Origin of the sequence: Burkholderia sp. R-40 (assembly GCF_049942845.1) — a bacterium.
Taxonomy (GTDB): Bacteria; Pseudomonadota; Gammaproteobacteria; order Burkholderiales; family Burkholderiaceae; genus Burkholderia; species Burkholderia ambifaria.
The window spans coordinates 663,806-683,363 of sequence record NZ_CP187967.1 but is presented as its reverse complement, the minus strand read 5'-3'; the positions used below and the strand labels follow the sequence as shown (position 1 = coordinate 683,363).

General features: G+C 66.9%; 22 protein-coding genes and 1 other RNA gene. 14 read left to right on the top strand and 9 right to left on the bottom strand.

The genetic code is table 11. The annotated features are described in order from the left end of the window. Positions 1-61 precede the first annotated feature (61 nt). The 9 genes from ACP26O_RS03170 to ACP26O_RS03130 all read left to right on the top strand — a co-directional run bounded on the left by ACP26O_RS03170 (position 62) and on the right by ACP26O_RS03130 (position 9,365). Positions 62-1,456: an aminopeptidase P N-terminal domain-containing protein gene (locus tag ACP26O_RS03170; protein WP_175665301.1), complete on the top strand. Its 1,395-nt coding sequence runs from the start codon at positions 62-64 to the stop codon at positions 1,454-1,456. Positions 1,457-1,523: 67 nt separating this feature from the next. After that, positions 1,524-2,702, top strand: coding sequence for a UbiH/UbiF/VisC/COQ6 family ubiquinone biosynthesis hydroxylase (locus tag ACP26O_RS03165; protein ID WP_175665302.1), 1,179 nt, complete (start codon positions 1,524-1,526; stop codon positions 2,700-2,702). A 159-nt stretch (positions 2,703-2,861) separates the two neighbouring features. Continuing rightward, complete coding sequence (dusB, locus tag ACP26O_RS03160; protein ID WP_012363107.1) at positions 2,862-3,929, top strand: tRNA dihydrouridine synthase DusB; 1,068 nt, start codon at positions 2,862-2,864, stop codon at positions 3,927-3,929. Beyond that, positions 3,926-4,159 carry a Fis family transcriptional regulator gene (locus ACP26O_RS03155; RefSeq protein WP_006476892.1) on the top strand — a complete coding sequence of 78 codons (234 nt, stop codon included), beginning with the start codon at positions 3,926-3,928 and terminating at the stop codon, positions 4,157-4,159. The genes dusB and ACP26O_RS03155 overlap by 4 nt, the downstream gene beginning before the upstream one ends. 45 nt (positions 4,160-4,204) lie before the next feature. Continuing rightward, positions 4,205-5,770, top strand: a complete 1,566-nt coding sequence (purH, locus tag ACP26O_RS03150) for a bifunctional phosphoribosylaminoimidazolecarboxamide formyltransferase/IMP cyclohydrolase (protein WP_012363106.1) — start codon at positions 4,205-4,207, stop codon at positions 5,768-5,770. 151 nt (positions 5,771-5,921) lie between these two features. After that, positions 5,922-6,473 (top strand): crossover junction endodeoxyribonuclease RuvC, encoded by a 552-nt coding sequence (gene ruvC / locus ACP26O_RS03145; protein WP_175665303.1) that lies wholly within the window; start codon positions 5,922-5,924, stop codon positions 6,471-6,473. Between the two features lie 153 nt (positions 6,474-6,626). Then, positions 6,627-7,208, top strand: coding sequence for a Holliday junction branch migration protein RuvA (gene ruvA / locus ACP26O_RS03140; protein WP_175665304.1), 582 nt, complete (start codon positions 6,627-6,629; stop codon positions 7,206-7,208). 120 nt (positions 7,209-7,328) lie between these two features. Beyond that, positions 7,329-8,396, top strand: a complete 1,068-nt coding sequence (ruvB, locus tag ACP26O_RS03135) for a Holliday junction branch migration DNA helicase RuvB (RefSeq protein WP_175665305.1) — start codon at positions 7,329-7,331, stop codon at positions 8,394-8,396. A 24-nt stretch (positions 8,397-8,420) separates the two neighbouring features. After that, a complete protein-coding gene (locus tag ACP26O_RS03130; RefSeq protein ID WP_175665306.1) occupies positions 8,421-9,365 on the top strand; it encodes an oxygenase MpaB family protein in 945 nt (314 codons plus the stop codon). Between the two features lie 121 nt (positions 9,366-9,486). On the opposite strand, the gene ACP26O_RS03125 is transcribed toward ACP26O_RS03130, so the two are convergent. From ACP26O_RS03125 to tyrS, 3 genes are read right to left on the bottom strand one after another with little or no spacing between them, the layout of a single operon-like run. Next, a complete protein-coding gene (locus ACP26O_RS03125) occupies positions 9,487-10,149 on the bottom strand; it encodes a histidine phosphatase family protein (protein WP_175657194.1) in 663 nt (220 codons plus the stop codon). 22 nt (positions 10,150-10,171) lie between these two features. Then, positions 10,172-10,630 (bottom strand): D-aminoacyl-tRNA deacylase, encoded by a 459-nt coding sequence (gene dtd, locus ACP26O_RS03120; protein ID WP_175665307.1) that lies wholly within the window; start codon positions 10,628-10,630, stop codon positions 10,172-10,174. Beyond that, positions 10,627-11,868 carry a tyrosine--tRNA ligase gene (gene tyrS / locus ACP26O_RS03115; protein ID WP_006751890.1) on the bottom strand — a complete coding sequence of 414 codons (1,242 nt, stop codon included), beginning with the start codon at positions 11,866-11,868 and terminating at the stop codon, positions 10,627-10,629. Before tyrS ends, dtd begins: the two co-directional genes overlap by 4 nt. Positions 11,869-12,010: 142 nt before the next feature. Between tyrS and ACP26O_RS03110 the strand changes: the two genes are divergently transcribed. Further along, entirely contained in the window at positions 12,011-13,159 is a 1,149-nt protein-coding gene (locus ACP26O_RS03110; protein WP_175665308.1) for an anhydro-N-acetylmuramic acid kinase, read from the top strand. Positions 13,160-13,267: 108 nt separating this feature from the next. Here ACP26O_RS03110 and erpA read toward each other — a convergent pair whose 3' ends face one another. The 3 genes from erpA to rplM form a co-directional block, all read right to left on the bottom strand. Further along, positions 13,268-13,639, bottom strand: a complete 372-nt coding sequence (gene erpA, locus ACP26O_RS03105; protein ID WP_006751888.1) for an iron-sulfur cluster insertion protein ErpA — start codon at positions 13,637-13,639, stop codon at positions 13,268-13,270. Positions 13,640-13,843: 204 nt separating this feature from the next. Further along, positions 13,844-14,236, bottom strand: coding sequence for a 30S ribosomal protein S9 (rpsI, locus tag ACP26O_RS03100; RefSeq protein WP_006751887.1), 393 nt, complete (start codon positions 14,234-14,236; stop codon positions 13,844-13,846). Between the two features lie 11 nt (positions 14,237-14,247). Continuing rightward, positions 14,248-14,676: a 50S ribosomal protein L13 gene (rplM, locus tag ACP26O_RS03095; protein ID WP_009687896.1), complete on the bottom strand. Its 429-nt coding sequence runs from the start codon at positions 14,674-14,676 to the stop codon at positions 14,248-14,250. Positions 14,677-14,988: 312 nt separating this feature from the next. Here rplM and ACP26O_RS03090 point away from each other — a divergent pair, with 312 nt between their 5' ends. Further along, positions 14,989-15,288 (top strand): hypothetical protein, encoded by a 300-nt coding sequence (locus ACP26O_RS03090; RefSeq protein WP_175665309.1) that lies wholly within the window; start codon positions 14,989-14,991, stop codon positions 15,286-15,288. Between the two features lie 435 nt (positions 15,289-15,723). Beyond that, a complete protein-coding gene (locus ACP26O_RS03085) occupies positions 15,724-16,188 on the top strand; it encodes an OsmC family protein (protein ID WP_072465471.1) in 465 nt (154 codons plus the stop codon). 70 nt (positions 16,189-16,258) lie between these two features. On the opposite strand, the gene rnpB is transcribed toward ACP26O_RS03085, so the two are convergent. Both rnpB and pyrC read right to left on the bottom strand, forming a co-directional pair. Continuing rightward, positions 16,259-16,670, bottom strand: an RNA gene (rnpB, locus tag ACP26O_RS03080) — RNase P RNA component class A. Positions 16,671-16,744: 74 nt separating this feature from the next. Continuing rightward, positions 16,745-17,809 (bottom strand): dihydroorotase, encoded by a 1,065-nt coding sequence (gene pyrC / locus ACP26O_RS03075; RefSeq protein ID WP_175665310.1) that lies wholly within the window; start codon positions 17,807-17,809, stop codon positions 16,745-16,747. Between the two features lie 203 nt (positions 17,810-18,012). Between pyrC and ACP26O_RS03070 the strand changes: the two genes are divergently transcribed. Together ACP26O_RS03070 and ACP26O_RS03065 are read left to right on the top strand one after the other, a co-directional pair. Continuing rightward, positions 18,013-18,930: a class II glutamine amidotransferase gene (locus ACP26O_RS03070; protein WP_175661509.1), complete on the top strand. Its 918-nt coding sequence runs from the start codon at positions 18,013-18,015 to the stop codon at positions 18,928-18,930. Positions 18,931-18,996: 66 nt separating this feature from the next. Further along, positions 18,997-19,161 (top strand): hypothetical protein, encoded by a 165-nt coding sequence (locus tag ACP26O_RS03065; RefSeq protein WP_175665311.1) that lies wholly within the window; start codon positions 18,997-18,999, stop codon positions 19,159-19,161. A 59-nt stretch (positions 19,162-19,220) separates the two neighbouring features. Here the strand turns inward: ACP26O_RS03065 and ACP26O_RS03060 are convergent, their stop codons facing one another. Continuing rightward, positions 19,221-19,532, bottom strand: coding sequence for a hypothetical protein (locus ACP26O_RS03060; RefSeq protein WP_175665312.1), 312 nt, complete (start codon positions 19,530-19,532; stop codon positions 19,221-19,223). Between the last annotated feature and the right edge of the window lie 26 nt (positions 19,533-19,558).

Here is a 19,558-nt window from a genome sequence, read left to right as displayed (position 1 = left end):
CCGGCGTGGCTTGCGGCCACTGCCCTCACGCGCCGCGTCCGGCGGCGCTACAATCGCACGAATGAATGCGCCCCTCGATACCGCCATCGCCGTCGACGTCTACCGCCAGCGCCGTGAACGCGTGCTTGCCGCACTGCGCGCCGCGGGCGGCGGCGTCGCCATCGTCCCGACCGCGCCGGAAATGCTGCGCAACCGCGATACGGCCTTTCCGTACCGGCATGACAGCTACTTCCATTACCTGACGGGCTTCACCGAGCCGGACGCCGTGCTCGTGCTGAACGCGTCCGGGCACGGCGCGCCGGAATCGATTCTGTTCTGCCGCGCGAAGAATGCCGACCGCGAGATCTGGGAAGGTTTCCATTACGGGCCCGAGGCCGCGCGCGATGCGTTCGGTTTCGACACGGCCTACGCGGTCGACGTGATCGACACCGAAATGCCGCGGCTGCTCGCCGATGCGGGCACCGTGCACTACCGGTTCGGCGCATCGGCCGAGTTCGACCGCCAGCTCGCCGGCTGGATCGATGCGGTGCGCGCGCAGGCGCGCGCGGGTGTCGCCGCGCCGGACGCGATGCTCGACCTCACGCCGCTGCTCGACGACATGCGGCTCGTGAAGGACGAACACGAGCTCGCGATCATGATGCGCGCCGCGCACATCTCCGCGCTCGCGCATCGCCGCGCGATGCAGGTGTGCCGCCCGGGCATCCGCGAATACGAACTCGAGGCCGAGCTGCTCTATACGTTCCGCAAGCATGGCGCGCAGGCGCCCGCGTACGGCTCGATCGTCGCGGCCGGCGCGAATGCGTGCGTGCTCCACTACCCGGCCGGCAACGCGGCCGCGCAGGACGGCGACCTGATCCTGATCGATGCCGCGTGCGAACTCGACGGCTACGCGTCGGACATCACGCGCACGTTCCCGGCCAACGGGCGCTTCTCGCCCGCGCAGCGCACGCTGTACGACATCGTGCTCGCCGCGCAGCAGGCCGCGATCGACGCGACGCGCGCGGGCGTGCCGTTCGAGGTGCCGCACGACGCAGCCGTACGCGTGCTCGCACAGGGGCTGCTCGATACCGGCATCATCCCGAAGACACGCTTCTCGAGCGTCGACGACGTGATCGCCGAGCGCGCGTACGCACGCTTCTACATGCACCGCACCGGCCACTGGATCGGCATGGACGTGCACGATTGCGGCGACTACCGCGAACGGCTCGCCGAGCGCGACGCCAACGGCGCGCTGCCGTGGCGCACGCTGAAACCCGGCATGACGCTCACCGTCGAGCCGGGCCTGTACGTGCGGGCCGCCGACGACGTGCCGTCCGAATACTGGAACATCGGCATCCGCATCGAAGACGACGCGATCGTGCGCGAGCACGGTTGCGAGCTGATCACGCGCGACGTGCCGGTGGCGGCTGCCGAGATCGAGGCGCTGATGCGCGCGGGCGCGGCGCACGCCGCCTGAGCGTGCCGCAGGCTGCCATCGATCTCGCCGACCCGCCGTTGACCGTTACCCCGTTTCACGAACACTGATGACGACCGCTTCCTCCCCGGCCACGCCGGACTATGACCTTGCCATCGTCGGCGCGGGCCCCGTCGGGCTCGCGCTCGCCGGCTGGCTCGCACGACGCAGCGCGACGCAGCACGCGTCGATCGCGCTGATCGACGCGCGCGAGCCGGCCGCGAGCGCGAACGATCCGCGCGCGATCGCCGTGTCGCACGGCAGCCGCGTGCTGCTCGACACGCTCGCGTGGCCGGCCGATGCGACGCCGATCGAACACATCCACGTGTCGCAGCGCGGCCACTTCGGCCGCACGCTGATCGACCGGGACGAGCACGACCTCGCCGCGCTCGGCTACGTGGTGCGCTACGGCTCGATCGTGCAAGCGCTCGCGCAGGCGGTGCGCGGCACGCGCGTCGACTGGCTCACGTCGACCACCGCGCGCGCGCCGCAACAGGACGCCGACGGCGTCACGCTGACGCTCGACGGCCCGCAAGGCCAGCGCACGCTGCGTGCGCGCATCGTCATCAACGCGGAAGGCGGGCTGTTCCACGAACAGCAGGCCGAAACGGGCAAGCATCGCCGCGACTACGGTCAGACCGCGATCGTCGGCACGGTCACGGTCTCGGCGCCGCGCCCGAACGTCGCGTGGGAACGCTTCACGCACGAAGGCCCGCTCGCGCTGCTGCCGCTTGGCGGCGCCGACTATTCGCTGGTGTGGTGCTGCATGCCCGACGAAGCAGCCCGCCGCGCCGCCCTTCCCGACGCCGAGTTCCTGCGCGAACTCGGCGCCGCGTTCGGCGAACGCATGGGTCAATTCGTCGCGATCGCCGGGCGCGCATCGTTCCCGCTCGGGCTGACCGCGGCGCAGACGCTCGTCAACGGACGCATCGCGATCGTCGGCAATGCCGCGCAAACGCTGCATCCGGTCGCCGGCCAGGGCCTCAACCTCGGGCTGCGCGATGCGCACACGCTCGTCGACTCGCTGTCCACGCAAGGCTTCGAAGCGACCGCGCTCGCGACCTTCAACGCGCGGCGCGCGCTCGACCGGCGCTTCACGATCGGCGCGACCGACACGCTCGCGCGCCTGTTCACGGTCGAGGCCGGCCCCCTTCCGCTGCTGCGCGGCGCGGCGCTCACCGCGCTCGAATTCGTGCCGCCGCTGAAGAAGGCGATCGCGCGCCAGATGATGTTCGGCCAGCGCAACTGACGCGCGGCGCATCGCGCTAGAGTTGCGCACGTCGGTTGCGCGCAGCCGGAGCACGCAAACCGGGTCAAATCGGCGGGCCATGGGAATACGGTAAAATGCGCGTTTTCCCTCCGCCTTTTTTGCCCGCGACGCCCGGCGCTCGCGGGCGGTGCCATTGCGATGCCCGTTATCGGCTCTCACGTTTTGCGTAACAACCTGTTCGTCGCGCCGATGGCCGGCGTGACGGATCGTCCGTTCCGCCAGCTGTGCAAGCGGCTGGGGGCCGGATACGCGGTGTCCGAGATGGTCGCGTCCAATGCGCAGCTGTGGAAAAGCGCGAAGACGATGCGGCGGGCGAACCACGAAGGCGAAGTCGAGCCGATCGCGGTGCAGATCGCCGGCGCCGATCCCGCGATGATGGCCGAAGCGGCCCGCTACAACGTCGACAACGGCGCGCAGATCATCGACATCAACATGGGCTGCCCGGCGAAGAAGGTCTGCAACGTCGCGGCCGGCTCCGCGCTGCTGCAGAACGAGCCGCTCGTGCAGCGGATCGTCGAGGCCGTGGTCGCGGCGGTGGGCACGGGGCCGGATGCGGTGCCCGTCACGCTGAAGATCCGCACCGGCTGGGATCGCGAGCACAAGAACGCGATCACGGTCGCGCGCCTCGCCGAAGCGGCCGGCATCTCGATGCTGACCGTGCACGGCCGCACGCGTGCCGACCTCTACCGCGGCGACGCGGAATACGACACCATCGCGGCTGTGAAGGCGGCCGTGCGCATCCCGGTCGTCGCGAACGGCGACATCACGTCGCCGGCGAAAGCGAAGGCCGTGCTCGACGCAACCGGCGCCGACGCGCTGATGATCGGTCGCGCCGCGCAAGGCCGGCCGTGGCTGTTCCGTGAAATCGATCATTTCCTGCAAACCGGCGAGCTGCTGCCCCCGCCGCGGATCGACGAGATCCAGCACGTGATGAACGAACACCTGGAAGACCACTACGCGTTCTACGGTGAATTCACCGGAGTCCGTACTGCGCGCAAGCACATCGGCTGGTACACTCGCGGCCTTTCCGGTGCCAACGGGTTCCGGCACAGGATGAACACGCTCGATTCCACCCGCGAGCAGCTCGCCGCCGTCAATGCATTCTTCGAGGCGCAAAAGGCGCTGTCGGACCACCTCGTCTACGTCGATGACGAAGAGGAAAACGGCCAGCGCGAGTCGGACGACCATAACCAGTTAGCAGCATGAGCAAGCACAACATCGAACAATGTGTCCGCGAGAGCCTGGACGTGTATTTCCGGGATCTAGACGGCTCCAATCCGCACGACGTCTATGAAATGGTGATGTCCTGCGTCGAAAAGCCGATGCTCGAGGTCGTGCTCGTACAGGCCGGCGGCAACCAGTCGCTCGCCGCGGAGTACCTCGGCATCAATCGCAATACGCTGCGCAAGAAGCTGCAGCAGCACGGCCTGCTGTAGGCCGGCCGTCCCGTCCCCGTTTCCCTGGCTATTGGTGGTTCCATCATGATCAAGCAAGCGCTCATTTCCGTTTCCGACAAGACCGGCATCGTCGACTTCGCGAAGTCGCTGTCCGACCTCGGCGTCAAGCTGCTGTCGACCGGCGGCACCGCGAAACTCCTCGCCGACGCGGGCCTGCCCGTTACCGAAGTGGCTGATTACACGGGCTTTCCGGAAATGCTCGATGGGCGCGTGAAAACGCTCCACCCGAAGGTGCACGGCGGCATCCTCGCCCGCCGCGACCTGCCCGAGCACATGCAGGCGCTGGAGCAGCACGACATCCCGACGATCGACCTGCTGGTCGTGAACCTGTATCCGTTCGTCGCGACGATCGCGAAGGACGACTGCACGCTCGCCGATGCAATCGAGAACATCGACATCGGCGGCCCGACGATGCTGCGCTCGGCCGCGAAGAACCACCGCGACGTGACGGTCGTCGTCGATCCGGCCGACTACGCGGTCGTGCTCGACGAAATGAAGGCGAACGGCAACGCGATCGGCTACGCGACCAACTTCCGCCTCGCGACGAAGGTGTTCGCGCACACCGCGCAGTACGACGGCGCGATCACGAACTACCTGACGAGCCTGACCGACGAGCTGCAGCACGCGTCGCGCAGCGCGTACCCGGCGACGCTGAACATGGCGTTCGACAAGGTGCAGGACCTGCGCTACGGCGAGAACCCGCACCAGAGCGCCGCGTTCTACCGCGACCTCGCGGCGCCGGCCGGCGCACTGGCGAACTACCGCCAGCTGCAGGGCAAGGAGCTGTCGTACAACAACATCGCGGATTCGGACGCGGCGTGGGAATGCGTGAAGACGTTCGACGCGCCGGCCTGCGTGATCATCAAGCATGCGAACCCGTGCGGCGTCGCGGTCGGCAATGATTCGGCCGACGCATACGCGAAGGCATTCCAGACCGACCCGACGTCGGCGTTCGGCGGCATCATCGCGTTCAACCGCGAAGTCGACGAGGCGGCCGCGCAAGCGGTGGCGAAGCAGTTCGTCGAAGTGCTGATCGCGCCGTCGTTCTCGGACGCCGCGAAGCAGGTGTTCGCCGCGAAACAGAACGTGCGTCTGCTCGAGATCGCGTTGGGCGACGGTCATAACGCCTTCGACCTGAAGCGCGTGGGCGGCGGCCTGCTCGTGCAGTCGCTCGATTCGAAGAACGTGCAGCCGAGCGAGCTGCGCGTCGTCACGAAGCGTCAGCCGAGCGCGAAGGAAATGGACGACCTGCTGTTCGCATGGCGCGTCGCGAAGTACGTGAAGTCGAACGCGATCGTGTTCTGCGGCAACGGCATGACGCTCGGCGTCGGCGCAGGCCAGATGAGCCGCGTCGATTCCGCGCGCATCGCGAGCATCAAGGCGCAGAACGCGGGCCTGACGCTGGCCGGCTCGGCCGTCGCGTCGGATGCGTTCTTCCCGTTCCGCGATGGCCTCGACGTCGTCGTGGCGGCAGGCGCGACCTGCGTGATCCAGCCGGGCGGCTCGATGCGCGACGACGAAGTGATCGCGGCAGCCGACGAGCACGGCATCGCGATGATCCTGACGGGCGTGCGTCACTTCCGTCACTGATCGCACGCGGCCCGCGCGGCCGCCGCACGCAAACCCGGCGGCATCGCACCCGCCGGGTTTTTTATTGCGCGCCGCCGGCGCACGCGACAATGCGGCCGGCGCCACGCACCATTCGTTGTAGTATCGCTGCATCTGGTTTTTCTCCTCACTCATGCGAATTCTCGGCATCGACCCCGGCCTGCGCGTCACCGGCTTCGGCGTCATCGACGTCAGCGGCCACCGGCTCGCCTATGTCGCAAGCGGCGTGATCCGCACGCCGACGGCCGACCTGGCCACGCGGCTCGGCACGATCTTCCAGGGCGTATCGACGCTCGTGCGCGAACACGCGCCCGACCAGGCCGCGATCGAGCAGGTGTTCGTCAACGTGAACCCGCAGTCGACGCTGCTGCTCGGCCAGGCGCGCGGCGCGGCGATCTGCGGACTCGTCTCCGGCGGCCTGCCGGTCGCCGAATACACCGCGCTGCAACTGAAGCAGGCCGTCGTCGGCTACGGGCGCGCGACCAAGTCGCAGATGCAGGAGATGGTCACGCGGCTGCTCAACCTCACGGGCCAGCCCGGCAGCGACGCGGCCGACGCGCTCGGAATGGCGATCTGCCATGCGCACAGCGGCAGTACGCTCGGCGCGATCGGCGCGATCGGCGGCCTCGCGCCGGCGCTCGCGAAAAAGGGGCTGCGCGTGCGGCGCGGACGGCTCGTCGGCTGACGCGACGGCACGCAATCGCCCAATCGCCCGATGCGGCGCGCAGCCACGCGCGTCGCGCACGCGCGGTGCATCGCCCCGACCTGACGGCCCACCCATCGGCATCGCGCCGCACCTGCGCTACACTCGCCCTTTCCTCCTCGCATCCCGCCATCCATGATCGGTCGCATCGCCGGCATCCTGCTCGAAAAGAACCCGCCTCACCTGCTCGTCGACTGCAACGGCGTCGGCTATGAAATCGACGTGCCGATGAGCACCTTCTACAACCTGCCGCAGACGGGCGAGCGCGTCGTGCTGCTCACGCAGCAGATCGTGCGCGAGGACGCGCACCTGCTGTACGGCTTCCTGACGCCGCAGGAGCGCACGACCTTCCGCGAACTGCTGAAGATCACGGGCATCGGCGCGCGCATGGCGCTCGCCGTGCTCTCCGGCATGAGCGTGCAGGAGCTCGCGCAGGCGGTGACGATGCAGGACGCCGCGCGCCTCACGCGCCTGCCCGGCATCGGCAAGAAGACCGCCGAGCGCCTGCTGCTCGAGCTGAAGGGCAAGCTCGGCGCGGACCTCGGTGCGCTCGCCAGCGCCGCATCGCAGTCCGATCACGCGACCGACATCCTCAACGCGCTCGTCGCGCTCGGCTATTCCGAAAAGGAAGGCCTTGCCGCGATCAAGAACGTGCCGGCCGGCACCGGCGTGTCCGAAGGCATCAAGCTCGCGCTCAAGGCACTGTCGAAGGTGTAACGGCGGCCCGGGCAGGCGCCCGAACCGGCTGTCGGAACCAGTGTCGCGCCGCCGTGCGGCGCGCGCCAGTCGGCCGTTCGGCCAGTTCGGCCGCGTGACGGCGCGCGGTACAATGGCCGCATGATTGAAACCGACAAACTCGCCGCCGAGCGGATCATCGCCGCCACGCCCACCTCGTCGCACGAGGAGGTGTTCGAACGCGCGCTGCGGCCGCGCCAGCTCGACGACTACGTCGGCCAGGAAAAGGTGCGCGGCCAGCTCGAGATCTTCATCGAGGCCGCGAAGCGCCGCTCCGAGCCGCTCGACCACGTGCTGCTGTTCGGGCCGCCGGGCCTCGGCAAGACTACGCTTGCGCACATCATCGCGCGCGAGATGGGCGTGAACCTGCGCCAGACGTCGGGCCCCGTGCTCGAGCGCGCGGGCGACCTCGCCGCGCTGCTGACCAACCTCGAAGCGAACGACGTGCTGTTCATCGACGAAATCCACCGGCTGTCGCCGGTCGTCGAGGAAATCCTGTATCCGGCGCTGGAGGACTACCAGATCGACATCATGATCGGCGAAGGGCCGGCCGCGCGTAGCGTGAAGCTCGACCTGCAGCCGTTCACGCTGGTCGGCGCGACCACGCGTGCGGGGATGCTGACCAACCCGCTGCGCGATCGCTTCGGGATCGTCGCGCGTCTCGAGTTCTACGATGCCGAACAGCTGGCGCGCATCGTGCGGCGCTCGGCGTCGCTGCTGAACGCGCACATCGATCCGAGCGGCGCGCTGGAGATCGCGAAGCGCTCGCGCGGCACGCCGCGGATCGCGAACCGGCTGCTGCGCCGCGTGCGCGACTTCGCGGAAGTGAAGGCCGACGGCCAGATCACCGCGGCCGTCGCCGACGCCGCGCTCGCGATGCTCGACGTCGACCCGGTCGGCTTCGACCTGATGGACCGCAAGCTGCTCGAGGCGATCCTGTACAAGTTCGACGGCGGCCCGGTCGGCATCGACAACCTCGCGGCGGCGATCGGCGAGGAACGCGACACGATCGAGGACGTGCTCGAGCCGTACCTGATCCAGCAGGGCTTCCTGCAGCGCACGCCGCGCGGGCGCGTCGCGACGCTGCTCACGTATCGCCATTTCGGACTCTCCGCGCCCGACGCCGGCAACACCGAACGCGGGATGTGGGACACCCCCGCCGGAAAGTAGCCGGCCGCCCGCGCCAAGCCAGCCATGACCACGCCGCCCAGCCCTCACCCCGCACCCAGCCCGCGCTGGGCCGAGCCGATCCGCAAGCGGCTCGTGGCCGGCGTCACGCACCTGACGGCGGGCGGCGGCGGTCCATCGCTCGATCTCTCGTCGCCGCCCGGGGATCCTGGGCTGTTCGGCCCCGACGCCATCTGCTGGCGCGTGCATGCCGATTTCACGTCGATGATGACGGGCGGCATCGCGGCGCTGCTGCTGCAGGCGCTTCACCCGCTCGCGCTCGCGGGCGTCTGGGATCATTCGTCGTTTCGCACCGACATCCTCGGCCGCTTGCGGCGCACCGCCACGTTCATCACGGGCACGACGTTCGGCAGCCGCGCGGACGCACTCGCGCTGATCGAGCGCGTGAAAGCGATCCACGCGCGCATATCGGGCACCGCGCCCGACGGCCGGCCGTACCGGGCCGACGATCCAGCGTTGCTGACGTGGGTGCATGTCGCGGAAGTATCGAGCTTCCTCGCCGCGCATCTGCGCTATGTGAATCCGTCCTTGCCGGGCGAGTTGCAGGATGGCTACTACGCTGAAACGGCATTGGTCGCCGAGCTGCTCGGCGCCCGCGACGTTCCTCGTTCGCGGGTCGAGGTGGCGGCCTATCTCGCGCGCATGCAGCCCGAGCTCGCGGCCGGGCCGCGCACCTTCGAAGTGATGGACATCCTGCTGAACGTGCCGGTCGCGACGCCCGCGCTGCGGCCGGCCGCGTCGCTGATCATGCATGCGGGAATCGACCTGCTGCCGCCGTGGGCGCAGCGCATGCTCGGGGTATCGACGTTCGCACCGCTGCGGCGTGCGGTGGTCAGGCCCGGGGTTCGGGCGGTCGCCCCCGTGCTGCGCTGGGCGCTCGTCAACGGCGCGTCGAAACGCGCACGCCGCCGCGCAGCCGCGCCACCGCCCGACGGCGATCCGCCCGCCTGACGATCCTTCGGATCATTTCGATTTGTTGGGAAATACGGTGGCAAGCTGACGCGATTGCCTCCACGCACGCTCGTACGAAGCGCCCTGGCCCATCACGCCAGGCCGGGCCGATACGATCGGATCAGAGTACCTTTCGATACCCGTCGTCGTCGCTCGCGGCATCCAGATGCGACACGTCGGCCCATTGCACGACCTGCGCGCGGCCATCGACGTAATCGACGACGTTGATGCTCGTGTTGAGCAGTTGATAGCTGCGCGGTGCCGACAACTCGAGACCGTTTGCAAAGCGGTACACGCAGTCGAGTACGCCGCCGTGCGCGACGCAAGCGATCCGGCCGCCCGGATGCGCCGCGACGATCGGCTCGAGCGCATGCAGCACACGGTGATAGAACTCGCGCTGCGACTCGCCGCCGTCGGGCGCGAAGCCTGGGTCGCGGGTCTGCCACGCGGCGTAGGCGTCCGGAAACAGCGTCTCGATCTCGGTGCTGTCATGCCCCTGGAACACGCCGTACGCGCGTTCGCGCAGCCCTTCACGCAGCTGCAGCGGCAGCCCGAGCGCATCGGCAAAGGGTTGCGCGGTCTGCTGCGCGCGCATCAGGTCGCTCGAATAGATCGCGTCGATCCGCTGCCCTTCGCGCGCTTCCCGCGCGAGCCGGACGGCCAGCCGCCGCGCCTGCGCGAGCCCCGTTTCGGCCAGCGGAATGTCGATATGGCCCTGGATGCGCTTGATGCGGTTCCAGGCCGTTTCGCCATGGCGAATGAACAGAATCTGCGTGGTGGCCATCGCGGCGCGTCTCCGGAAAGTGTCAGGGCCGCACTTGCAGCCAGAACGTCACGGGGCCGTCGTTGACGAGCGACACCTGCATGTCGGCGCCGAACTCGCCCGTCTCGACGAACGGATGGCGCTCGCGCGCGGCCGCGACGAAATAGTCGAACAGGCGCGCGCCTTCGTCGGGCGGCGCGGCCGGCGTGAAGCTCGGCCGCAGCCCGCTGTTGGTATCGGCCGCGAGCGTGAACTGCGACACGAGCAGCAGGCCGCCTGCTCCGCCCGCACCGTCGATGTTCGACACCGGCAGGTTCATCTTGCCGGCCGCGTCGCTGAACACGCGATAGCCGAGCAGCTTCGCGAGGAGCTTGTCGGCCGCGGCCTCGTTGTCGCCGCGCTCCGCGCAGACGAGCGCGAGCAGGCCCGCGCCGATCTCGCCCGTCGTGCGGTCGCCGACGCGCACGTCGGCACGCTTCACGCGCTGGATCAGCGCGATCATGCGCTCAGCGTGACGCGCGCGAAGCGGCGCTTGCCGACCTGGACGACGAACTCGCCGGCCTCGACCTTCAGGCCCTTGTCGGACACGGTCGCACCGTCGATCTTCACGCCGCCCTGCTCGATGTTGCGCAGCGCTTCGCTCGTCGACGGCACGAGGCCGGCCTGCTTCAGCAACTGGCCGATCGCGAGCGGCGCGCCCGCGAGCGTGACCGACGGGATGTCGTCCGGCACGCCGCCCTTCGCGCGGTGGTTGAAGTCGTCGAGCGCACGCTCGGCGTCGGCCTGCGAGTGGAAGCGCGCGACGATTTCCTGCGCGAGCAGCACCTTGAAGTCGCGCGGGTTGCGGCCGCCTTCGGCGTCGCGCTTGAAGCCGGCGATCTCGTCGAGGCTGCGGAACGACAGCAGTTCGAAGTAACGCCACATCAGCGTGTCGGAGATGCTCATCAGCTTGCCGAACATGTCGGTCGGCTTCTCGCTGATGCCGACGTAGTTGCCCTTCGACTTCGACATCTTCTCGACGCCGTCGAGGCCTTCGAGCAGCGGCATCGTCAGGATGCACTGCTGTTCCTGGCCGTACTGCTTCTGCAGTTCCCGGCCGACCAGCAGGTTGAACTTCTGGTCGGTGCCGCCGAGCTCGAGATCGGCGTTCAGCGCGACCGAGTCGTAGCCCTGCATCAGCGGGTACAGGAATTCGTGGATCGAGATCGGCACGCCGCCCTGGAAGCGCTTCGTGAAATCCTCGCGCTCGAGGATCCGCGCGACCGTGTAGCGCGACGCGAGCTTGATCATCCCGTCCGCGCCGAGCGGCATCGACCATTCGCTGTTGTAGCGGATCTCGGTTTTTTCGCGGTCGAGCACGAGCGCGGCCTGTTCGAAGTAGGTCTTCGCGTTCGATTCGATCTGTTCGCGCGTGAGCGGCGGACGCGTCGCGTTGCGGCCCGACGGATCGCCGATCAGCGACGTGAAATCGCCGATCAGGAAGATCACGGTATGACCGAGGTCCTGCAGCTGACGCATCTTGTTCAGCACGACCGTATGGCCGATGTGGATGTCGGGCGCGGTCGGGTCGAGGCCGAGCTTGATGCGCAGCGGCGTGCCGGTGGCCGCGCTGCGCGCGAGCTTCTGCGCGAACTCTTCCTCGATCAGCAGCTCGTCGACGCCGCGCTTCGTGACGGCGAGCGCATGGCGGACTTCGTCGGTGATCGGGAAAACAGGCTTGGAACTGGGTTCGGTGCTCATCGGTGCCGGGAAGAATGTCGCAAAGACAGGGATTTTCCCATAACTTGCGCGTGCATCGCTTAACGATGCGTCAGGTTGCGCGGATAATCGGGCGCAAGGCGCGTGGCACCGGCCCGCGCCGCTCGATCCAGGAGAACCCAACGTGCCGCAACGACATCCGCAACCTGCCCATCCGGCCGACGGCATCTACTTCGGGCTGATGTCGGGAACCAGCATGGACGGCGTCGACGGCGTCGCCGTGCGTTTCGAGACCGGCCACGGACCGGTCGTGCTCGCGGAAGCGTTCGTCGGCTTCGCGCAATCGCTGCGCGACGCGCTGTTCGCGCTGCAGCAGCCGGGTGACGACGAAATCGACCGGGAATCGCTCGCGGCGAACGCGCTCGTCGCGCGCTACGCGGTGTGCTGCCATGAATTGCAGCGCACCGCCGGCTTGTCGCGCGACGAGATTCGCGCGATCGGCGTGCACGGCCAGACGGTGCGCCATCGCCCCGAGCGCGGCTATACGCGGCAGCTCAACAACCCGGCGCTGCTCGCAGAACTGACCCAGGTGGACGTGATCGCCGATTTCCGCAGCCGCGATGTGGCCGCTGGCGGCCACGGCGCGCCGCTCGCGCCGGCGTTCCATGCGACGGTGTTCGGCGCGCCCGGCGAGACGCGGGTCGTCTGCAATCTGGGCGGAATCAGCAACATCACGATCCTGCCCGGCGAAGGCGGCGACGTGCGCGGCTTCGACTGCGGCCCCGCGAATGCGCTGCTCGACGAATGGGCGACCCGCCATCTCGGCAAGCCGTACGACGACGGCGGCAAGTTCGCCGCGCGCGGCACCGTGCATGCGCCGCTGCTCGACGCACTGCTCGACGAGCCCTATTTTGCCGCGCCGCCGCCGAAAAGCACCGGCCGCGACCTGTTCAATCCCGCGTGGCTCGACGCGAAGCTCGCCGCGTTCGCGCAGGTTGCGCCGCAGGACGTGCAGGCAACCCTCACGGCGCTCACTGCCGTGTCGGTCGCACGCGAGGTCGCCACGCACGCATCGGGCTGCAAGGCCCTTTTCGTATGCGGCGGCGGCGCACGCAACCCAGTGCTGCTCGACGCGCTCAGGCACGCGCTGCACGAGGCCGGCGTGCCGGCCTCGGTCGATACGACCGCCGCGCTCGGCGTGCCGCCGCAACAGGTCGAGGCGCTCGCCTTCGCGTGGCTCGCGTACCGCTTCACCGCGCGCGAGCCCGGCAATCTCGCGACGGTGACCGGCGCAGCCGGCAACCGTGTGCTCGGCGCACTTTATCCGCGCTGACGCGATGCCCGCCGCGCGGCGGGCGCTGCATCGCAGACGGGAATGAAAAAAACGGGGCATGAAGCCCCGTTTTTCATATCGGCGAACCGGCGCGGATCTGCCGGATGCTCAGACCGAGAACGACGAGCCGCACCCGCAGGTGGTCGTGGCGTTCGGGTTCTTGATCACGAACTGGGCGCCGTTGAGGTCGTCCTTATAGTCGATCTCGGCGCCGACCAGGTACTGGTAGCTCATCGAGTCGATCAGGAGCTGGACGCCGTTCTTGTTCATCACGGTGTCGTCCTCGTTGACTTCCTCGTCGAACGTGAAGCCATACTGGAAGCCCGAGCAGCCGCCACCCTGCACGAACACGCGCAGCTTCAGGTCGGGATTGCCCTCTTCGTCGATCAGTTGCTTGACCTTGTCGGCCGCGGCGTCGGTGAAGACGAACGGTACCGGCATTTCGGCCGTCGTTGCTGCGGATTCGGTAACAGCGTTCATGCGAACTCTCCAAAAAGCTTTAGCCGCTATTGTAGGGCCGATCAGAAGATCGTGCTGATGTCCATGAAATCAATAGGTTCTTGTTGATTTCAATCGCGTGGCCCCGCGGGTGGCCGTCGCGCGGGCATAAAAAAACCGCCAGCGCGAAAGCTGGCGGTTTTTTCGGCGGACGCCGCCCGAAAGCGGCGAGGCCATGAAGCGGAATTAACGCTTCGAGAACTGCTTTGCGCGACGTGCCTTGCGCAGACCAACCTTCTTACGCTCGACTTCACGTGCATCGCGCGTGACGAAGCCTGCGGTCGACAGCGACGGCTTCAGCGTCGCATCGTAGTCGATCAGTGCACGGGTGATGCCGTGGCGCACTGCGCCTGCCTGACCCGTTTCACCGCCGCCCGTCACGTTCACCTTGATGTCGAACGTCTGGCCGTGGTTCGTGAGTTCCAGCGGTTGACGCACGATCATCAGCGACGTTTCGCGCGAGAAGTAGTCAGCGATGGGCTTGCCGTTGACGATGATGTCGCCCTTGCCAGCCTTGATGAAGACACGTGCGACAGCGCTCTTGCGGCGGCCCGTACCGTAGTTCCAGTTACCGATCATATGGGCTCCCCTTAGATCTCGAGCGCCTTCGGCTGTTGCGCCGAATGCGGATGCGTGGCTTCAGCGTAGACCTTCAGCTTCTTGATCATTGCATAGCCGAGCGGGCCCTTCGGCAGCATGCCCTTGACCGCTTTCTCGAGCGCGCGGCCCGGGAAGCGTTCTTGCATCTTGCCGAACGTCGTTTCATAGATACCGCCCGGGTAGCCCGAGTGACGGTAGTACTTCTTGTCGAGAGTCTTGTTGCCCGTGACCTTCAACTTGCTCGCGTTGATGATGATGATGAAATCACCAGTGTCGACGTGCGGGGTGAACTCAGGCTTGTGCTTGCCGCGCAGACGGCGTGCCACTTCGCTGGCAACACGGCCGAGAACCTTATCCGTCGCGTCAATCACGTACCATTCGCGCGTCACCTCATGGGCTTTTGCGGAAAACGTCTTCATGATCGATCCAAAAAAAATGCTTTGCCCGATGTGTTCTTCCTGCTTGTCTGTGTGCGCTTCGAGGCGCGGTGCAGGCTCTCCCTGTTCTTTTTCCGTGGGCATGAATGCGGAAAAGCCCTGAATTATAAAGGAAATACGGCAACGCGGTCAAAGGGAATCCACGTCCCGCACCGGCCGCGCCCGAAATGAGCCAGAATTCGGTCGTGCCCCGACACACCAGGCGAACCGAGCGCCTGGGGAGGCACCCATCGACGCGCGGCACCAGACCTTGCCGCGCCCGATCGGCCGACCACGGAAAAACGACCAACAAGCATGATGAAACAACGACTTACGCCTATTCTCGCGGCCGGATGGCTGGCCGCCGTCGCGCCCGCCATCGCGGCCCCGGCCGGCTGCGAAGCCAAGCTCGACGCACTCGACGCCCGCATCGCGGAGGCCCGCGGCGCCCATGCCGAAGATCGCGTCGCCCGCCTGCGCGCGGTACGCGCGCGCGTGCAGCACTTCTGCGCGCGCGGTTACAGCGATGCCTCAGGCGCCCCCGCGCCTGCCACTCGTGCCGCGGAGTCGCCACCCGACGCGGCGTCGCGGCCGGCCGCACGGCAGCCTGCGTAATCACCACCGGTAACGGATGCCGGAGCGCGCAAACTGCGCGCTGCTCATTGCATGGGACGAAAAAAAGCCCGAACGGCTGGTTCGGGCTTAATCCACCTCAGGAGGAGGGTGGAGGAGACATGCGGAGATTGTCGCACCGCGACAACCAATGACGCTCATTATACGAATGGGGTGTCGACTTCACAAGAAAATTCGCATTAAGAAATGCGAAACCACAATGTGGGATGCATGCCATTTCGCGAGGCAAATCGAGTTTTCTCTTTAAAATCAATCGATTGGTTAGCGAGCGAGAGCTCAGCCGCCTACCAAACCTAGAGTAAAACCCCTAAAGACCTCAGGGAAATCGGCGTCCGAGGCCCCACCGGCCGCCGCATACGCCCGCCCGCCCTTACGCGTCGTGCAGCGCATCAGCCGACCATTGCCCGGCGGGCTACAATGCCGGATCGAATCCGAATCAGGCAACGCTGGAGTGCAAGCATGGAATGCAAAGTAAGCTGGATGGGTCAGGACGGCATGGCGTTTTCCGCCCAGACCGGAAGCGGGCATCTCGTCGCGATGGACGGCGCGCCGGAAGGCGGCGGCCATAACCTCGCGCCGCGCCCGATGGAAATGGTGCTGGTCGGCACCGGCGGCTGCACCGCGTACGATGTCGTGCTGATCCTGAAGAAGAGCCGCCAGGAAGTCACCGGCTGCTCGGTCACGCTGAAGGCCGAGCGCGCGAGCGAAGATCCGAAGGTGTTCACGAAGGTCCACTTCCACTTCACCGTCACGGGCCGCAACCTGAACCCGGCCACGGTCGAGCGCGCGATCAACCTGTCGCACGACAAGTACTGCTCCGCGTCGATCATGATCGCGAAGACGGCCGAACTCACGCATTCGTTCGACATCGTCGCGGACTGACCGCACGGCAGCCACGCATGAAAAAAAGGGCCGGCGCTCCTGGTGGAGCGCCGGCCCTTTCGCATTCGAACGGCAAAGCAGGCCGATAAGCCGGATTCTGTGCACGCTGCACGCCGAAGCGCGCAGCGCGTGGCAGCCATTCCTCTAGGCGCGCCATTGCTGACGCGCTCAAGCTTCCTACCCGCAGACGAGACGGGGGCCCCGTCCTGCATCCGAAAATGCGCGCCTGCCTACTTGGAATTGCTCCGGGTGGAGGTTACCGTGCCGGCGAACGTCGCCGTCGCCGCGGTGCGCTCTTACCGCACCGTTTCACCCTTACCTGATCCCGGCTTGCGCCGGGCCATCGGCGGTTTGCTTTCTGTTGCCCTGTTCCGCGTGTCGCCACGGATGGCCGTTAGCCATCACCCTGCCCTGTGGAGTCCGGACTTTCCTCGCCCCCGCCCGCCCGAAGGCGGCGAGGCCGCGACTGCCTGGCCTGCTTTGCGACGCGCATTCTAGCACCGCGCGCCGCCGGCCGTCTGGCCGGCGTCACGTGGCGGTGCGCCGGCCGCGCCGGTTACGCGAATTTCCAGCCGATCGCCTCGCCGGCGCGCAGCGGCACGACCGGCGTATCGCCCGCGAACACCTCGCGCGGCAATTCCCAGGTCTCGCGACGCAGCGTCACGGTTTCGGTGCTGTGCGGCAGCCCGTAGAAATCCGCGCCGAAGCGGCTCGCGAAATTTTCCAGCTTGTCGAGCGCGCCGGCCTGGTCGAACGCTTCCGCATACAGCTCGAGCGCGTGCAGCGCCGTGTAGCAGCCCGCGCAGCCGCACGCGGTTTCCTTCGCGCCGCGCGCGTGCGGCGCGCTGTCGGTACCGAGGAAGAAGCGCGGGTTGCCCGACGTCGCGGCCTCGACGAGCGCGACGCGATGCGTTTCACGCTTCAGCACCGGCAGGCAGTAGTAATGCGGGCGAATCCCGCCGACGAACAGCGCGTTGCGGCTGTAAAGCATGTGCTGCGGGGTGATCGTCGCGCCGAGCAGGCCCGGCGCCGCGTCGGCGTCGCGCACGTAGTCGGCCGCGTCCTTCGTCGTGATGTGTTCGAACACGACCTTCAGGCCCGGGAAATCGCGGCGCAGCGGCGTCATCACGCGATCGATGAACACCTTCTCGCGATCGAACATGTCGACCGACGGATCGGTCACCTCGCCGTGCACGAGCAGCGGCATGCCGGTTTCCTGCATGACCTCGAGCGCCTTCGCGCACTTCGCGAGATCGCTGACGCCGTGGTCGGAGTTCGTCGTCGCGCCGGCCGGATACAGCTTCACGCCGTGCACGAAGCCGCTGTCGCGCGCGCGGCGGATTTCGTCGGGCGCCGTGTTGTCGGTCAGGTACAGCGTCATCAACGGCTCGAACGACATCCCGGCCGGCAGCGCGGCCAGGATCCGCTCGCGATAAGCCTGCGCGTGCGCGGTGGTCGTGACGGGCGGCTTCAGGTTCGGCATGACGATCGCGCGGGCGAACTGGCGCGCGGTGTGCGGCAGCACCGCGGCCAGCATGTCGCCGTCGCGCAGGTGCAGGTGCAGGTCGTCGGGACGGGCGAACGTGAGCGTCGCCGGAGAGGAAGCGTTCGAGGCAGTCATAGGAGGCGTCGTGAGGAACGGGCTGGCCATCTGCGGGGCCGGAACGCACGTGCGCGGACCGACTGACGGCAAACCGCAACACGAGGCCTTCGGCCGGCGGAATCCGCTTTTTACCGCTCAAGGCTCGGTGATATGCTAGAAACCACATTGTACCGGGGTTCCCCCGGTTGGTTACCCCGCTTCCGCCCCCGCCCCCAAGTAAAATGTGCCAACTCCTAGGAATGAACTGCGCCGCGCCGACGGACGTCACATTCTCCTTCACAGGTTTCGCGGCCCGGGGCGGCCTCACCGATCACCATGCCGACGGCTGGGGAATCGCGTTCTTCGAGGACAAGGCCTGTCGCCTCTTCATCGACCAGCAGGCGTCGGCCACGTCGCCGATCGCCGAAATGGTGAAGCGCTACCCGATCAAGTCGAAGAACACGATCGCGCACATCCGCAAGGCCACGCAGGGTCACATCCTGCTCGAGAACAGCCACCCGTTCATGCGCGAGCTGTGGGGGCGGCACTGGATCTTCGCGCATAACGGCGATCTGCAGGACTACGAACCCGATCTCGACGGCAGCGTCTACCATCCGGTCGGCACGACCGACAGCGAGAAGGCGTTCTGCGTGCTGATGCAGGGGCTGCGCGAAGCGTTCCCCGGCGCGCAGCCGCCGTTGCCGGAGCTGTTCGAGCGCGTCGGCGAGCTGACGCGCGGCATTACCGATCACGGCGTGTTCAACTTCCTGATGTCGAACGGCCAGGCGCTCTTCGCGCACTGCTCGACGCGGCTGCACTACCTCGTGCGGCGCTGGCCGTTCTCGACCGCGCATCTGGTCGACGAAGACCTGTCGATCGACTTCGCGAAATACACGACGCCCGAGGATCGCGTCGCGGTGATCGCCACGCAGCCGCTGACCGACAACGAAATCTGGACCTCGTTCGAACCGGGCGAGCTGATCATGTTCCAGTGCGGCGACGTCGCCGCGCGGATGCAGATTCCGGTGCCCGAGCGCGTGCTCGAGAAGCTGCGCAACCCGGCGCTCGACGCATCGGCGTCCGCGCCGTGCGGCGGTGTCATTCGCGAAGCGCTGGCGGCCGGTGCCGCGGACGACGGCGACGACGCGATCGATTTCTGAGCCAGGCGCGCCCCTGCTTCCCTTGTCGCCACGCGATAGCGTGATCGCCGGTCATGCCGGCTTGGCATGACCGATTATCCGCGCCCGAATCCGGGCCGTGCGCCCTCGCTGAAAATCGCGCCGCTTTTCCATCCGCACTCCGGCTTTCGTTTCATCCGAACCACATTTGCGCGTATCGAACCGGCTTCGCGCAACATTCACTTGATTTTATTAACGTTCAAGCGAAAATAATACATACGCGAAACAAATAAATATCCGCACTCACAATTACATAATCCGGAAACCACATTTTATCGCGGCAATTTTCCGCGAACAGTGCGGCAGGCCACCGACGCACGGCATAAATATTCGACCCCTTCAAAATCGAACAAACCCTTACCCCACAAGGCTTTCAGTTCGATTAACCACACAATCAAAAAATACCGAATGAAATCGGCATTATCGCCACATTCGCTATTTTTTTGATAATCGACCGCCAACTCCATTAGTAGACTCGCCTCATCCCCGGTGTAACGGATCACGATTGGCGCGACATCCGCAATGCGGCAACGGCCGCCGCACGCCCATTCGAGCCATTTTCCCGCCGTGGAATGCGCTTTCACCGTACCGCGGTGGACACCACTTCAAA